The sequence below is a fragment of the Variovorax sp. GW821-FHT09B01 genome, assembly GCF_059418345.1.
Map to the genome: position 1 here is coordinate 427,292 of NZ_JBWKPQ010000003.1, position 12,678 is coordinate 439,969.

At 71.8% G+C, this 12,678-nt stretch carries 10 protein-coding genes; 1 reads left to right on the top strand and 9 read right to left on the bottom strand.

Features of this window, described 5'->3' with window-relative positions:
- Positions 1–19 precede the first annotated feature (19 nt).
- From AC07RV_RS13400 to AC07RV_RS13425, 6 genes are all read right to left on the bottom strand, one after another.
- Positions 20–1,771, bottom strand: coding sequence for an Ig-like domain-containing protein (locus AC07RV_RS13400; RefSeq protein ID WP_296778231.1), 1,752 nt, complete (start codon positions 1,769–1,771; stop codon positions 20–22).
- Between the two features lie 227 nt (positions 1,772–1,998).
- Positions 1,999–3,528, bottom strand: coding sequence for an efflux transporter outer membrane subunit (locus AC07RV_RS13405; protein WP_493196312.1), 1,530 nt, complete (start codon positions 3,526–3,528; stop codon positions 1,999–2,001).
- Between the two features lie 32 nt (positions 3,529–3,560).
- A complete protein-coding gene (locus AC07RV_RS13410; protein WP_296778226.1) occupies positions 3,561–4,679 on the bottom strand; it encodes an ABC transporter permease in 1,119 nt (372 codons plus the stop codon).
- A 13-nt stretch (positions 4,680–4,692) separates the two neighbouring features.
- Entirely contained in the window at positions 4,693–5,823 is a 1,131-nt protein-coding gene (locus tag AC07RV_RS13415) for an ABC transporter permease (protein WP_296778223.1), read from the bottom strand.
- Positions 5,820–7,598 (bottom strand): ATP-binding cassette domain-containing protein, encoded by a 1,779-nt coding sequence (locus AC07RV_RS13420; protein ID WP_444814017.1) that lies wholly within the window; start codon positions 7,596–7,598, stop codon positions 5,820–5,822. The genes AC07RV_RS13415 and AC07RV_RS13420 overlap by 4 nt, the downstream gene beginning before the upstream one ends.
- Positions 7,595–8,611 (bottom strand): HlyD family secretion protein, encoded by a 1,017-nt coding sequence (locus tag AC07RV_RS13425; protein WP_296778220.1) that lies wholly within the window; start codon positions 8,609–8,611, stop codon positions 7,595–7,597. Before AC07RV_RS13425 ends, AC07RV_RS13420 begins: the two co-directional genes overlap by 4 nt.
- A gap of 94 nt (positions 8,612–8,705) precedes the next feature.
- On the opposite strand from AC07RV_RS13425, the gene AC07RV_RS13430 reads away from it, so the two are divergent.
- Positions 8,706–9,452, top strand: a complete 747-nt coding sequence (locus tag AC07RV_RS13430; RefSeq protein ID WP_296778216.1) for a TetR/AcrR family transcriptional regulator — start codon at positions 8,706–8,708, stop codon at positions 9,450–9,452.
- Here AC07RV_RS13430 and AC07RV_RS13435 read toward each other — a convergent pair.
- The 3 genes from AC07RV_RS13435 to AC07RV_RS13445 are packed head-to-tail and all read right to left on the bottom strand — an operon-like array spanning position 9,430 to position 12,670.
- Positions 9,430–10,809 carry a phospholipase D-like domain-containing protein gene (locus AC07RV_RS13435; protein WP_296778213.1) on the bottom strand — a complete coding sequence of 460 codons (1,380 nt, stop codon included), beginning with the start codon at positions 10,807–10,809 and terminating at the stop codon, positions 9,430–9,432. The genes AC07RV_RS13430 and AC07RV_RS13435 overlap by 23 nt on opposite strands.
- 46 nt (positions 10,810–10,855) lie before the next feature.
- Complete coding sequence (locus tag AC07RV_RS13440) at positions 10,856–11,521, bottom strand: glutathione S-transferase family protein (protein WP_296778211.1); 666 nt, start codon at positions 11,519–11,521, stop codon at positions 10,856–10,858.
- 27 nt (positions 11,522–11,548) lie between these two features.
- Positions 11,549–12,670 carry a 5-methyltetrahydropteroyltriglutamate--homocysteine S-methyltransferase gene (locus AC07RV_RS13445; protein WP_296778208.1) on the bottom strand — a complete coding sequence of 374 codons (1,122 nt, stop codon included), beginning with the start codon at positions 12,668–12,670 and terminating at the stop codon, positions 11,549–11,551.
- Between the last annotated feature and the right edge of the window lie 8 nt (positions 12,671–12,678).

The following is a 12,678-nucleotide window of genomic DNA, read 5'->3' on the forward strand; positions in this document are numbered from 1 at the left end:
CCTCGGGCCGTAGGCCGCCCTACAAGTCCTCGGGCCGCAAGCCGCCCTCGACGCGCACCCCGCCCGACACGGCCGCGATGTTGCCGGCCGCGTCCGAGGCGCGCACCTCGATCACCGCATGGCCCGCGCGCGCGGGTGTCCAGGTGCAGGCGTAGGGCGCGGCGCGCAGCGTGCAGACGGTGCGGCCGTCGGCGATGAACTTGAGCTCGGCCACCGCCACGTTGTCGGCCGCGCTCGCGGCCAGGCGCAGCGGCAGGCCGGCCGCTGCGGTCGGCGGCGCGACGAAGGCCACGGTGGGCGGCAGCGTGTCGGCCGGCGGGTTGACCATCACGTTGGCCGAGGCCACCGCCGTGTTGCCGGCCGCGTCCATCGCGATCACGCGGATGGTCTGCATGCCGGGCGCGGTCGGCGTCCAGCTGCAGGTGTAGGGCGGCGCGGTGAAGCTGCAGATCGGCAGGCTCTGCGCGCCCATCACCTTGAGGCCCCACACGCCCACGTTGTCGACCGCCACCGGCGCCAGCGTCACCGGCTGGCCCACGGTGGCCATGGCCGGCGCGGCCAGCGAGACCACCGGCTTGTGCTCGTCGGGCAGGCCCAGCGGCAGGTCGATGGAGAACATGGCCTGGCCGCGCACCGCCTTCTGCTCGAAGGCATCGAAGATGGTGAACCAGCTCGCGCCCGGCGCGCGGCCCGGTGCCTGCGCCTTCACCAGCAGGTTGGTCTTGCCGACCGCGAAGCAGGTGAAGCCGCAGCGCCAGTCGAAGACGAAGCGCCCGCCCGCGTCCGACACGCCCTGCGCGATCGGCTCCAGCGGCTTGCCCGCGCCCGGATCGCGCCATACCCAGACCTGCGCGCCGGGCAGCGCCGCGCCGCCCTCGCGCTCGCTCACGCGCACCTGGGTGGCGGTGGTGCCGGCCATGAACTTCGAGCTGCCGAGCTTGGGCCAGTTGCTCCAGTCGGTGTCGAGGTTGGCCTTCGTGCCCTCGGTGAAGCGGATCATCTCGAGCGTGGCCACGCGGTTGGCCGCGGGGTCGAAGCGCTCCTCGAACACCGTGCCCAGCAGCGGGTCGAGCCGCCAGTGCTGGCGCGGCCACCAGTAGCGGTCGGCGGGCTTGGTGAGGTCGAGGTCGGCCTTGGGCGCGACGTCGGTGGTGTCGGCCACCGCGATCGCGTTGTAGTACTCGCCCGAGCCGGCGCCGAACACGTGCTCGAGCTCGTGCAGCAGGGTCTTGAGCTGGCGCCCGAGGTAGTCCTTCTCGGTCGACTCGACGGCGCCGGGCGCGATGGCGCGCGACAGCCGCAGCGGGTCGTGGATCGCGGTCCAGTTGAGGTTCCAGGTCGCGCCGCGCGCCGGGAAGGTCCAGCTCATCGTCAGGCCGCCATGGCTGTAGCCGCGCGTCGACTTGTTGATGCAGACCGCGATCTCGCCGTTGACCAGGCCGTTGAGGCTGCATTGCGGCGCCTGGGCCGGCGCGATCCATTGCAGGTCGGCGGCGGGATCGAAGCCGAAGCCGCGCACCGATTCGCGCGTGAAGACGGTGTTCACGTCGGCCACGTACTGCGCGAGCCGCCGGCCGGCCTCGGCGCCACCGATCTCGGCCGCGAGCTGCGGATCGACGAAGAACTTCAGGCGGTGGACGCTGGCGGTGCCGCGGCCGATCTCGTCGAGCACGACCGCGCCCGAGGGCGATGCGACCAGCAGGGCCACCGCCCCCACCAGGGCGGCGCACAGCCGGCGTGCGCCGGCTTGCAGCGAGGAGAAGGCTCGCATCGGTCTTCCCCGCGGCGGGGGCGCAAAGCGCGAACGGTCGGCGCCGGGAGCCGGCCGTTCGCCGTGCGCGACCCCCGTCGGGCGGCCCTGCGATGCAGGGGGGTGCCGGGAGTGCCGATCGGGCCGCGCCTCAGGGGCGCGCGGACAAAACCCATCCGTCAACTACCGAAACCGGTAGTAATTCTAGATGGATTGTGTGTTTGTGTTTCAAACGTTGTTGCAATGTATCAAATTGGCGGCCCCGATGCCGCCGCGGCGACCGCTTCCTCGGGCGGCGCGCTGCCCAGCGCCTTGCAGACCGCGACCCAGTCCACGGCCAGCCGGCTGCGGCTCTGGGCCCGGTCGCGCTGGGCCTGCAGCAGGGTGCGGCGGGCATCGAGCGCCACGCCGAAATCGGTGAGACCGCCTGCGTAGCGCGCTTGCGCGAGCGCCAGCGCATCGGCACTCTCGCGCTCGCGCTCGGCCAGCTCGGCCTGGCGGCGGCGTTCGGCCGCATAGGCGCTGAGCGCGCCATCGATCTCGTGCCAGGCCTTGAGTACCGTCTGCTGGAAGGCGACCGCCGCTTCCTGCTGCTGCAGCTCGCGCAGGGTCACGGTGCTGCGGCGCCTGCCCATGTCGAAGATCGGCAGGCTCAGCGTGGGGCCGACCTGCCACTGCCGGCTGCCCCAGTCGCCGAAGCGCTCGTGGCCCACCGATTCGTTGCCGAAGCTCGCGCCCAGCGTCACGCGCGGATAGAGCTCGGCCACCGCCACGCCGACGCGCGCGGTGGCGGCATGCAGCTGGGCCTCGGCGGCGGCGATGTCGGGCCGGCGGCGCGCGAGTTCGGCCGGCAGGCCCAGCGCGAGTTCGGGCAGGGCGCGGTCTTGCGCGGTGGCATCGGCCGGCGCCGCGAGCTCGGCATTGAGCGCACCCGGCGCGGCGCCGAGCAGCAGCGTGATCTGGTTCATCGCCTGCGCTTCCTGCTGCAGCAGCGCTGGAATGCGGCCGCGCAACTCGGCCAGCAGGCCGCGCTGGCGCACCGGGTCGAGCTCGGTGACGAGGCCGCCGCGCGCGCGGGCCTGCACCAGCTCGAGCGACTCGCCGGCGGCCGCGAGGTCGGCGCGCGCCAGCTGCAGCTCGCGCTGGCTGCCGCGCAGCTCGACGTAGTTGCGCGCGACCTCGGCCTGCACGCTGAGCTGCGCCTGCCGCAGCAGCGCGGCCGAGGCGGCGCTGTCGGCCTCGGCGGCCTCGACCGCGCGCCGCACGCGGCCCCAGAGGTCGATCTCCCAGGAGGCGTCGAAGCCGGCCTGGTAGAGGTCGAAGGGCTGCGACAGCGAGCGGATCAGCTGCTCGCGGTTGCCGGCCGAAGAACCGATCGCGTCGATCATGCGCGTGGCCGCGCCGCTCTCGCTCTGCCGCTGGCGGTTCACGCCCGCGCTCGCCTCGAGTTGCGGCCCTCGCTGCGCCGCGGTGGCGCTGCGCTGCGCGCGGCTCTGCGCGAAGCGCAAGGCGGCCGTTTGCAGGTCGTGGTTGGCCGCGAGCGCGCGTGCTTGCAGGCTTTCGAGCAGCGGATCGCCGAAAGCCTGCCAGTCGCTGGTGGCGGCCGAGGCGCCGGCGCGCCGCTCGGCGCCGAGCAGCGCATCGGCGCCGCCGTGCCAGGCCGACCAGTCGGCCGGGACCGACGGCTCGGCGGGGCGATGGTCGGGGCCGACAGCGCAGCCCGACAGCGCGAGGGCGATCACCAGCGGCGCGATGGCATGGGGGAGGGGCATGGACATGTCTTCTTCTCCAGACGAGGGATGGCGCGCGCTCAGGCGAGCCGGTTCCGGAACAACCAGGCCGCCAGCGGCAGCGTGACCACGGCGATGACCGAGAGCGGAACGAGATTGGCCGCCACCGTCGAGAGCCCGACGCCCTCGAGGTAGACGCGCTGCACCAGGTCGATCGCGAAGCGCAGCGGATTGGCCAGCGTCGCCATCTGCAGCAGCTCGGGCATGTTGCGCACCGGCGTGGTCAGGCCCGACAGCAGCATCATCGGCATCAGCAGCACGAAGGTGTAGAGCATGGCCTGCTGCATGTTGGCCGACACGGCCGAGATCGACAGCCCGATGCCCACGCTCGCGACGGTGAAGAACACCAGCCCGGTGTAGAGCGTGAACAGCGAGCCCGCCATCGGGATGCCGAACCAGAAGCGCGCCACCAGCAGCACCAGCGAGGACTGCACCAGCCCCACCAGCACCGGCGGCAGCGCCTTGCCGACCATGATCTCGAGCGGCGACATCGGCGTCACCAGCAGCTGGTCGAAGGTGCCCTGTTCGCGCTCGCGGGCCACCGACAGCGCGGTCAGGAGCAGCGTCTGCACCATGCTGAGCGCGGCGATCATGCCGGGCAGCAGGTTCCAGCGCGTCTCGAGGTTGGGGTTGAACCAGGCGCGCGACTCCACGGCCAGCGGCGCCGGCGCCAGGCCCGCGCGGCTGCGCAGCTCGGCGTTGTAGCGCTCGACCACCGCGCCCACGTAGCCCGCGGCCGAGCCCGCGGTGTTGGAGTTGCGCGCATCGAGGATCAGTTGCACCGGCGCGCGCTGGCCGGCCGCGAGCCGCTGCTCGAAGTCGGGGCCGAGCTGCACCACCAGCAGCGCCTTCTGCGTGTCGATGACCTCGCGGATGTCGGCCTGGGTGCGCAGCGTGGCGACGCGGTGGAACACGCCGGTGCCGTCGAGCCGCGCGACCAGCTCGGTGGCCGCGCCGCCATGGCTCTGGTCGAGCAGCGCATAGGGCACGTTGCTCAGGTCGTAGGTGGCGGCGTAGCCGAAGATCAGGCTCTGCATCAGTGCCGGCACGACCAGGATCACGCGGCTCGCGGGGTCCTTGAGGATCGCGAGCAGTTCCTTGCGGCAGAGGTTGGCGATGCGCAGCAGGAAGTCGAGCATGGTGCGGGTCCTTTCAGTCCAGGCGCTTGCGCGTGACCGCGCGCGCCAGCGCCAGCAGGCCCACCGCATAGGCGGCGAGGATGGCGCAGTCGCGCCAGATCAGCGGCCAGACGTCGCCCGCGAGGAACAGCGTCTTGACCAGCTCCATGAAGTAGGTGGCCGGCAGCGCATGCCCGATCACCTGCACCGCCAGCGGCGTGTTGCGCAGGTCGAACAGGAAGCCCGACAGCATCATCGAGGGCAGGAAGGTGGCGATCAGCGCCACCTGGCTGGCGAGGAACTGGTTGCGCGTGACCGACGAGATCACCAGGCCCAGGCTCACCGCCACGACCAGGTAGAGCATCGAGCTCAGCACCACCACGACCAGCGAGCCGTACATCGGCACCGCGAACAGGAAGCGCGCGGCCAGCAGGCACAGCGCCAGCCCCAGCATGCCGACCGCGAAGTAGGGCACGATCTTCGCCAGCAGGATCTCGACCGGCCGCACCGGCGTGACGAACAGCGCCTCGAGCGTGCCGCGCTCCCATTCGCGCGCCATCACCAGCGCGGTGAGGAAGGCGCCGACCAGCGTCATGATCAGCACGATCAGCCCCGGCACCAGGTACCAGGTGCTGGTGTTGGCGGCGTTGAACCACATGCGCTGCTCGACCGTCACGCTGCCGATGGCGGGCGCGGCGCTGGCGTTGCCGCCGCGGTCGGCCTGCCGCAGCGCCGACTGGCCGATGGCCGCGTTGAGGTACTGCAGCACGATGGTCGCGCGGCCCGCGTCGGCGCCATGCACGATCACCTGCACGCGCGCCTGGCCGGCCGCGAGCGCGCGCGAGAAGTCCGAGGGCACGCGCACGATGGCGTCGATGCGGCGCTCGCGCATCAACCGTTCGGCCTCGTGCATCGAGGCCAGCGGGATCGGCGCGAGCGTGGGCGAGAGCTGCAGCCCGGCCATCGCCTCCTGCGCGCCGGGCGAGGCGTCCTCGAACACGATCGCCACCGGCGCATGCTTGACGTCGAGCGACATGCCGTAGCCGAAGATCAGGATCAGCACCATCGGCAGCAGGATGCCGATCGCGAGGTTGCTGCGGTCGCGCAGCAGCTGGCGGAACTCCTTGCGCGTGAGCGAGACCAGGCGGGACCAGAAACCGCTCATGCGTGCACCTTCTCCTTCCGTGCCTTCTCGACGATGCCGATGAAGGCCTGCTCCATGTCGATGCGGCGCGCATCGTGCTCGCCGTGTTCGTCTCCCAGCGCCTGCGCGCGCACCTCGCGCGGCGTGCCGATGGCCAGCAGCCGGCCCGCGTCCTGGATCACGATGCGGTCGCAGTACTCGGCCTCTTCCATGAAGTGGGTGGTGATCACGACCGTGGTGCCGGCCTCGGCCAGCGCCGTGATGCGGCGCCAGAACTCGCGCCGCGCGAGCGGGTCGGCGCCGCTGGTGGGTTCGTCGAGAAACAGTATCTCGGGCTCGTGCAGCAGGCCGGTGGCCATCGCCAGGCGCTGGCGGTAGCCGCCGGGCAGCTGGCCGCTGGGCGCGTCGATCTCGCGCGCCAGGTCGAACTGGCGCAGCACCGCGTCCATGCGCTCGCGCAGCCGCCCGCCGCGCAGGCCGTAGGCGCCGCCGAAGAACTCGAGGTTCTCGCGCACGCTGAGGTTGCCGTAGAGCGCGAACTTCTGCGAGACGTAGCCGATGCGCCGGCGCGCCTGCGCGCGCGCATGGCGCAGGTCGACGCCGGCCACGCGCAGTTGCCCACTGCTGGCCGGCAGCAGGCCGCAGAGCATGCGGAAGGTGGTGGTCTTGCCCGCGCCGTTGGGGCCCAGCAGGCCGAAGATCTCGCCGCGGCGCACGCTGAAGCTGGTGCTGGCGACGGCGGTGAAGTCGCCGAAGCGGCGTACCAGGTCCTTGACCTCGATGACGGTGTCGCCGGGCGTGGAGGAGGAGGGCACCGGCTGCCGCGCGATCGGCTCGGCGGGCTTCGGCGCCGGCTCTTCCTGCGTGCGCAGCAGCGTCATGAAGCCGTCCTCGAGCCGCGGCGCCACGGGTTCGGCGGCCGCGCCCTCGAGCAGTGCTTCGATGCCTGCCTGGTCCGTGTTGTCGCGCCGCACGAAGCGCACCTCGCCGCCCTGCGGCACCGCGTCCACGATCTCGGCGCGCGCATCGAGCAGCCGGGCCTGCAGCCGTCGCGGCGGCTCGCCGGCCGGCGGCGCCGCCACGAAGCACAGGCCCCGCGCGCGGTCGCGGATCTCTTCGGGCGCGCCCTGCGCCACGAGGCGCCCCTCGCGCAGCACGAACACGCGCGCGCAACGTTCGGCCTCGTCGAGGTAGGCGGTGCTCACGATGACCGAGAGCTTCTCGTCGTCCACCAGCTGCTGCACGATCTGCCACAGCTCGCGCCGCGACAGCGGATCGACGCCCACCGTGGGCTCGTCGAGCAGCAGCAGCTCGGGCGAACGCACCAGCGTGCAGGCCAGCCCGAGCTTCTGCTTCATGCCGCCCGAGAGCTTGCCCGCGGGCCGGTCGGTGAAGCGGCCCAGGTCGGTCATCTCCATCAGCCGGCCGTAGCGCGCGCGCCGCTCGTCGCGCGGCACGCCGTGCAGGTCGGCATAGAGGTCGAGGTTCTCCTGCACGCTGAGGTCGTCGTAGAGGCCGAAGCGCTGCGGCATGTAGCTGATGCGGTCCTGCACCGCCTGCGGATCGGCGGCCACGTCGATGCCGAGCACGCGCAGCTCGCCGGCATCGACGCGCAGCAGGCCGGCCATCAGCCGCAGCAGCGTGGTCTTGCCGGCGCCGTCGGGGCCGACCAGCGCGGTCAGCGTGCCGGGCGGCACCTCGAGCGCGATGTCGTCGAGCGCGTGCACGGTCTTCTTCGCCGGCTTGACGACGAAGCGCTTGTGCAGGCCGCGCGCGAGGACGGCAGGTGTGCTCACTTGCCGGCCGTTCCGGAGGACGCGAGCCGCAGCGTGACGGTGGCCGGCATGCCCAGCCGCAGCCGGTCCTCCCTGTCGTCGACCATCACGCGGATCTCGTAGACCAGGCTGCTGCGCAGCTCCTCGGTCTGCACGGTCTTGGGCGTGAACTCCGCCACCGAGGCGATGTAGCCCACCTTGCCCGCGATCGCATGGTCGGGCTGGCTGTCGGTGCTCACGCTGGCTTCCTGCCCGGCCTGGATGCGGCCGAGGTCGGGCTCGGCCACGTAGGCCCGCACCCACTTGGGATCGGTGATCGCGAGCGTGAAGGCCGGCCGCTGCGGCGAGGCCAGGTCGCCGGGCTCGAGCAGCCGCGCGCGCACCACGGCGTCGATCGGCGCCTTGAGCTCGGCCTCCTCGAGTTCGTGCTTCATCAGCGCGAGCTCGGCGCGCGCCGCCTCGAGCTGGGCCTGGGCCTGGCCGATGTCTTCCTTGCGCGGCCCGCTCACCACCAGCTGCCGCGCCTTGCGCGCGTTGTCGAGCTGGGCCTGCGCGACCTTGCGCCGCGCCTGCGCGCTCTCGAGGTCCTGCTGGCTCACCGCGCGGCCCGCGGTCGACTGGCCGATGGCCTGCAGCCGCGCGAGCTGCTGCGCCGCGAGTTCCGCATCGGCCTGGGCGGCGCTTACCTGCGCCTCGGCCTGCGCGATCTCCTCGGGTCGGCTGCCGGTCTTCAGCCGCAGCAGCGCCTGTTCCTGCACGCCGATGCGCGCCTGCGACTGCGCCACGCGCAGCGCCAGGGTGCGCGTGTCGAGGCGGCCGATGACCTGGCCCGCGCGCACCCGGTCGCCCTCGCGCACCGCGAGCTCGGCCACGCGCTCGCTGCCGCTGAAGGCCAGCGACACCTGGCGCAGGTCGACGTTGCCGTAGAGCACGATGCGGTCGGACGGTGCCGGCGAGCGGCCGAAGTACCAGGCACCGGCGGCCGCGGCGGCCAGCACGACGACGGCGAGGGCGATCAGGGATTTCTTGTTCATGGCGTTTTTTGGGCGAAAGCGGAAGGAGCGGCCGGATCGTATCAAATTCAAATTTGAATTTGAAGTAGGCCGGAAGTTGGGGTAGGCTCGCGCCATGGCCAGCCGCTCCCGTTCTCCTCGTTCGACCGCTTCCTCCGCACCGCCTGCCGCCGAGGCCGAACCGGCCGCGCGCGCGCCGCGCACCGACGGCAACACGACCCGCGCCCACATCCTCGAGACCGCGGGCCGGCTGTTCGCCGAACGCGGCTTCGCGGCCAGCACCAGCAAGGAGATCTGCACCCGCGCCGGCACCAACATGGCGGCGGTCAACTACCACTTCGGCGGCCGCGACGGCCTCTACGAGGCGGTGCTGGTCGAGGCGCACCGCCAGATCGTCAGCGTGGACGAACTGGTGGCGCAGGCCGGCAGCGGCGCCGATCCGCGCGAGCGGCTGCGCGCCTTCCTCGGCCACCTGGTCGAGATGGGCCACCAGCCGCAGGCACCCTGGGGCTTTCGCGTGATGCTGCGCGAGGCGCTGTCGCCGTCGAGCGCGATGCCGGTGCTGATCCAGAAGGCGGTGCTTCCCAAGGCCAAGGTGGTGCGCGGGCTGATCGGCGAGATCATGGGCCTGCCGGACGACCATCCCTCGGTGCAGCGCAGCGTGATGTTCACGGTGCTGCCGTGCATCGTGATGATGGTCGCGCCCAAGGAACTGGGCCAGCGCGTGCTGCCCGCGGTGCGCGAGACCGAGGCGCTGGTCGACGACCTGATGCGCTACGTGCTCGCGGGCCTCGACGCGGTGGCGCGGGAGGCGGGCGGCCAGCAGGCCGCCGCGCCCGTCAAAGCTGGAAGGCGACGGTGAGCAGCAGCCCCTCGGCCACGTCGCGCAGCAGGCCCGGGCGCCGCGCGCGGTAGGCCTCGCCGGCCGAGGCCGTGGTCTCGATCCACTCGGCCAGCCATTCGATCTCGTGCTCGCCGTAGAACACGACATTGGCCTCGTGGTTCAGCAGCAGGCTGCGCAGGTCGAGGTTGATCGAGCCGCACATCGCGAGCTGGTCGTCGACCACCACCGCCTTGGCATGGGCCATGAACGGCAGCATGCGGAAGCTCACGCCGGCGCGCGCCAGGTCGCGCATGGCGCGGGCGCGCACGAAGTCGGCCAGCCGGTGGTTCGACTGCGCGGGGATCGCGATCGTGACCTGCACGCCGCGCCGCGCGGCCAGCCGCAGCGCGTCGCGCAGGCCGTCGCCGGGCACGAAGTAGGGCGTGATCGCGAGCAGCCGGTGCTCGGCACGGAAGCAGGCGTCGATCAGCAGCGCATGCGCCGTGTCCTCGGTCTGGTCGGGGCCGCTCGGCAGGAACTGCGCCATCGCGGCACCCGGGCCCTCGGGCACGTCCTCGGCCGTGATGGCGCGCGGCTTGCGGCTGCGCACCGAGGCCCAGTCGTGGTCGAACTGGCGCGCCGCGGCGGCCGCCACGCTGCCGCGCAGGTCGAACGAGAGATCGTGCCAGGCCTCGGGATGGGCGGCGTCGCCGTTGAAGTACTCGCAGGCGAGGTTGCGCCCGCCCGACCAGAGCCAGCCGTCGTCGGCGATGGTGAACTTGCGGTGGTTGCGCAGGTTGCGCGGCCCGATGCGGCGCAGGCTGAAGAAGGGCCGGAACACGGCCACCTCGCCGCCGGCCGCGCGCAGCGGGTCGAAGTGATGGCGCGGCAGCGTGAGCGCGCCGAAGCCGTCGAGCAGCACCCGCACCTTGATGCCCTCGCGCGCGCGCCGCGCGAGCCGCTCGATCACCGAGCGGCCGAGTTCGTCGTTGCCGATGATGAAGGTGCAGACGTCGAGCCGCTCGCGCGCGCCGTCGATCACCTCGAACAGCGCGAGCCGCGCATGCTCGCCATCGGCATGCAGCCGGATCGCGCTGCGCCCGGGCGGCGCCAGGCCGAAGCTCTCGATCAGGTCGGCGGCCCAGTGGCCGGCCGGCGCCGAGCGCGGCGGCCGCGGCGAACCCGCGGGGCGCAGCTTGCGCTGGCCGAACAGCAGGTACATCGGCAGGATCAGGTAGGGCAGCAGCACCAGGCCCATGACCCACGCGATGGCGGTGGTGGGCGCGCGCTGCTCGCGGCGCGCGCGGGTGGTCAGCACGTAGACCAGCAGCGCGAAGGTGACGACGAGGAAATGCTGGGACGGAGAGGGAAGCCAGTCGAACCCGTTTTTCGGCATGGACCGATGATGCCTGAGGCGGCCGCGCGCCGCCGCGCTTGCCCCCTCAGCGCCGAAGGAAGGCCGGCACGCCGCGGCCCTGCGAGGCCAGGAAGTCCATCATCGGATCGACCACCGCGCGCACCGCGGGCCGCTCGCCCACGCGGTCGCGCCAGGCCACGAGCCGCGGCGTCTCGTCGGTCATGCCCGCGCCCTTGCGGTCGGCGAACACATGGGCCATGTAGAAGGCGATGTCGGCATAGCCGTAGTCGCCGGCCAGGAACGCGCGGTCGTCGGCCAGCAGGGTGTCGAGCTGGCCGTAGAAGCGCGCGCAGGCGGCGCAGGCCTCCACCGCGGGCGGGCTCTGCATCGCCTCCTGCAGGCCGAAGAGCTTCACCACCTGGGGGAAGAAGATCTCGTCCGAACGGTGCTCGAGCTGGCGCGCGCGGGCCCGCGCGGCCGTTTCGGCGGGCCACAGCGCGGGCTGCGGATGCCGGTCCTCGAGGTACTCGAAGATCTGGGTCGAGTCGAACAGCTCGACCGCGTCGTCGATCAGCACCGGCACCTGCCCCTTGGGGTTGATGCGCAGCACCTCGGGGTGCTTGGGGCTGTAGTTATCGTCGCGATCGAAGGGCACCATCACGAGCTCGAAGGCAATGCCCTTCTCGAGCGCCGCGATCTGGACCTTGGCGCCGAACATGCTGAGGGGGCCGGAGAAGATGTGGGTCGTCATGGCCCCGAGTTCAGCAGAAAGCGCGGCTCAGGTCGATCCCCAGACTTCCTGCGCGGTCTCGACCACCAGCCGCAGCTTGGCGCGCTGCGCCTCGACCGCGATGTTGTTGCCGTGCACCGTGCTCGAGAAGCCGCACTGCGGCGACAGCGCGAGTTGCTCGAGCGGCGCGTACATGGCGGCGTTCTCGATGCGGCGCTTGAGCTCGTCCTTGTCCTCCATCTGGCCGAACTTGGTGGTCACCAGGCCCAGCACCACGGTCTTGCCCTTGGGCAGGAAGCGCAGCGGCTTGAAGTCGCCCGAGCGCGCGTCGTCGTACTCCATGAAGTAGGCGTCGAGGTCCATCTCCTGGAGCAGCGCCTCGGCCACCGGCTCGTAGTTGCCGGCCGCGGCATGGGTGCTCTTGAAGTTGCCGCGGCACAGGTGCATGGCCAGCAGCATGCCCGGCGGCTTCTGCGCCACCACCTTGTTGATGAAGGCGGCGTAGCGGTGCGGCAGCTCGTTCGGGTCGTCGCCGCGCTTGCGGGCCGCCTCGCGCATGTGCTCGTCGCAGAGGTAGGCGAGGTTGGTGTCGTCCATCTGCACGTAGGTGCAGCCGGCCGCGGCCAGCGAGCGCAGCTCGTCGCCATAGGCCTGGGCCACGTCGTCGTAGAACGCGGGGTCGAGCTCGGGATAGGCCTCCTTGCTGATGCCGGCGCGGCCGCCGCGGAAGTGCAGCATGGTCGGCGAGGGGATCGTGACCTTGGGCGTGCGGCCGGCCGAGACCTGGCTCTTGAGGTACTCGAAATCGGCCAGCTGGATGTTCTTGACGTGGCGCACCTTGTCGATGACGCGCATCGCGGGCGGCGCCAGTTCCTCGCTGCCGTCGGGCTTGCGGATCGTGACCGGGATGTCGGTCTTCACGCCGCCGAGCTGGTCGAGGAAGTCGATGTGGAAGTAGGTGCGGCGGAATTCGCCGTCGGTGATGCTCTTGAGGCCGATGTCTTCCTGGAACTTGACGATCTCGGCGATGGCCTTGTCCTCGACCGTGCGCAGTTGCTCGGGCGTGATCTCGCCCTTGGCCTTCTGCTCGCGGGCTTCGAGCAGGTATTGGGGACGCAGGAAGCTGCCCACGTGGTCGTAGCGGGCGGGCAGGGTGGCGTGCTGGGACATGAGGATGG

Coding starts and splice junctions, on each gene's coding strand:
- AC07RV_RS13405 (WP_493196312.1), bottom strand. CDS start 3,528: ATGTCCATGCCCCTCCCCCATGCCATCGCGCCGCTGGTGATCGCCCTC.
- AC07RV_RS13410 (WP_296778226.1), bottom strand. CDS start 4,679: ATGCTCGACTTCCTGCTGCGCATCGCCAACCTCTGCCGCAAGGAACTG.
- AC07RV_RS13435 (WP_296778213.1), bottom strand. CDS start 10,809: ATGCCGAAAAACGGGTTCGACTGGCTTCCCTCTCCGTCCCAGCATTTC.
- AC07RV_RS13415 (WP_296778223.1), bottom strand. CDS start 5,823: ATGAGCGGTTTCTGGTCCCGCCTGGTCTCGCTCACGCGCAAGGAGTTC.
- AC07RV_RS13425 (WP_296778220.1), bottom strand. CDS start 8,611: ATGAACAAGAAATCCCTGATCGCCCTCGCCGTCGTCGTGCTGGCCGCC.
- AC07RV_RS13440 (WP_296778211.1), bottom strand. CDS start 11,521: ATGACGACCCACATCTTCTCCGGCCCCCTCAGCATGTTCGGCGCCAAG.
- AC07RV_RS13430 (WP_296778216.1), top strand. CDS start 8,706: ATGGCCAGCCGCTCCCGTTCTCCTCGTTCGACCGCTTCCTCCGCACCG.
- AC07RV_RS13445 (WP_296778208.1), bottom strand. CDS start 12,670: ATGTCCCAGCACGCCACCCTGCCCGCCCGCTACGACCACGTGGGCAGC.
- AC07RV_RS13400 (WP_296778231.1), bottom strand. CDS start 1,771: ATGCGAGCCTTCTCCTCGCTGCAAGCCGGCGCACGCCGGCTGTGCGCC.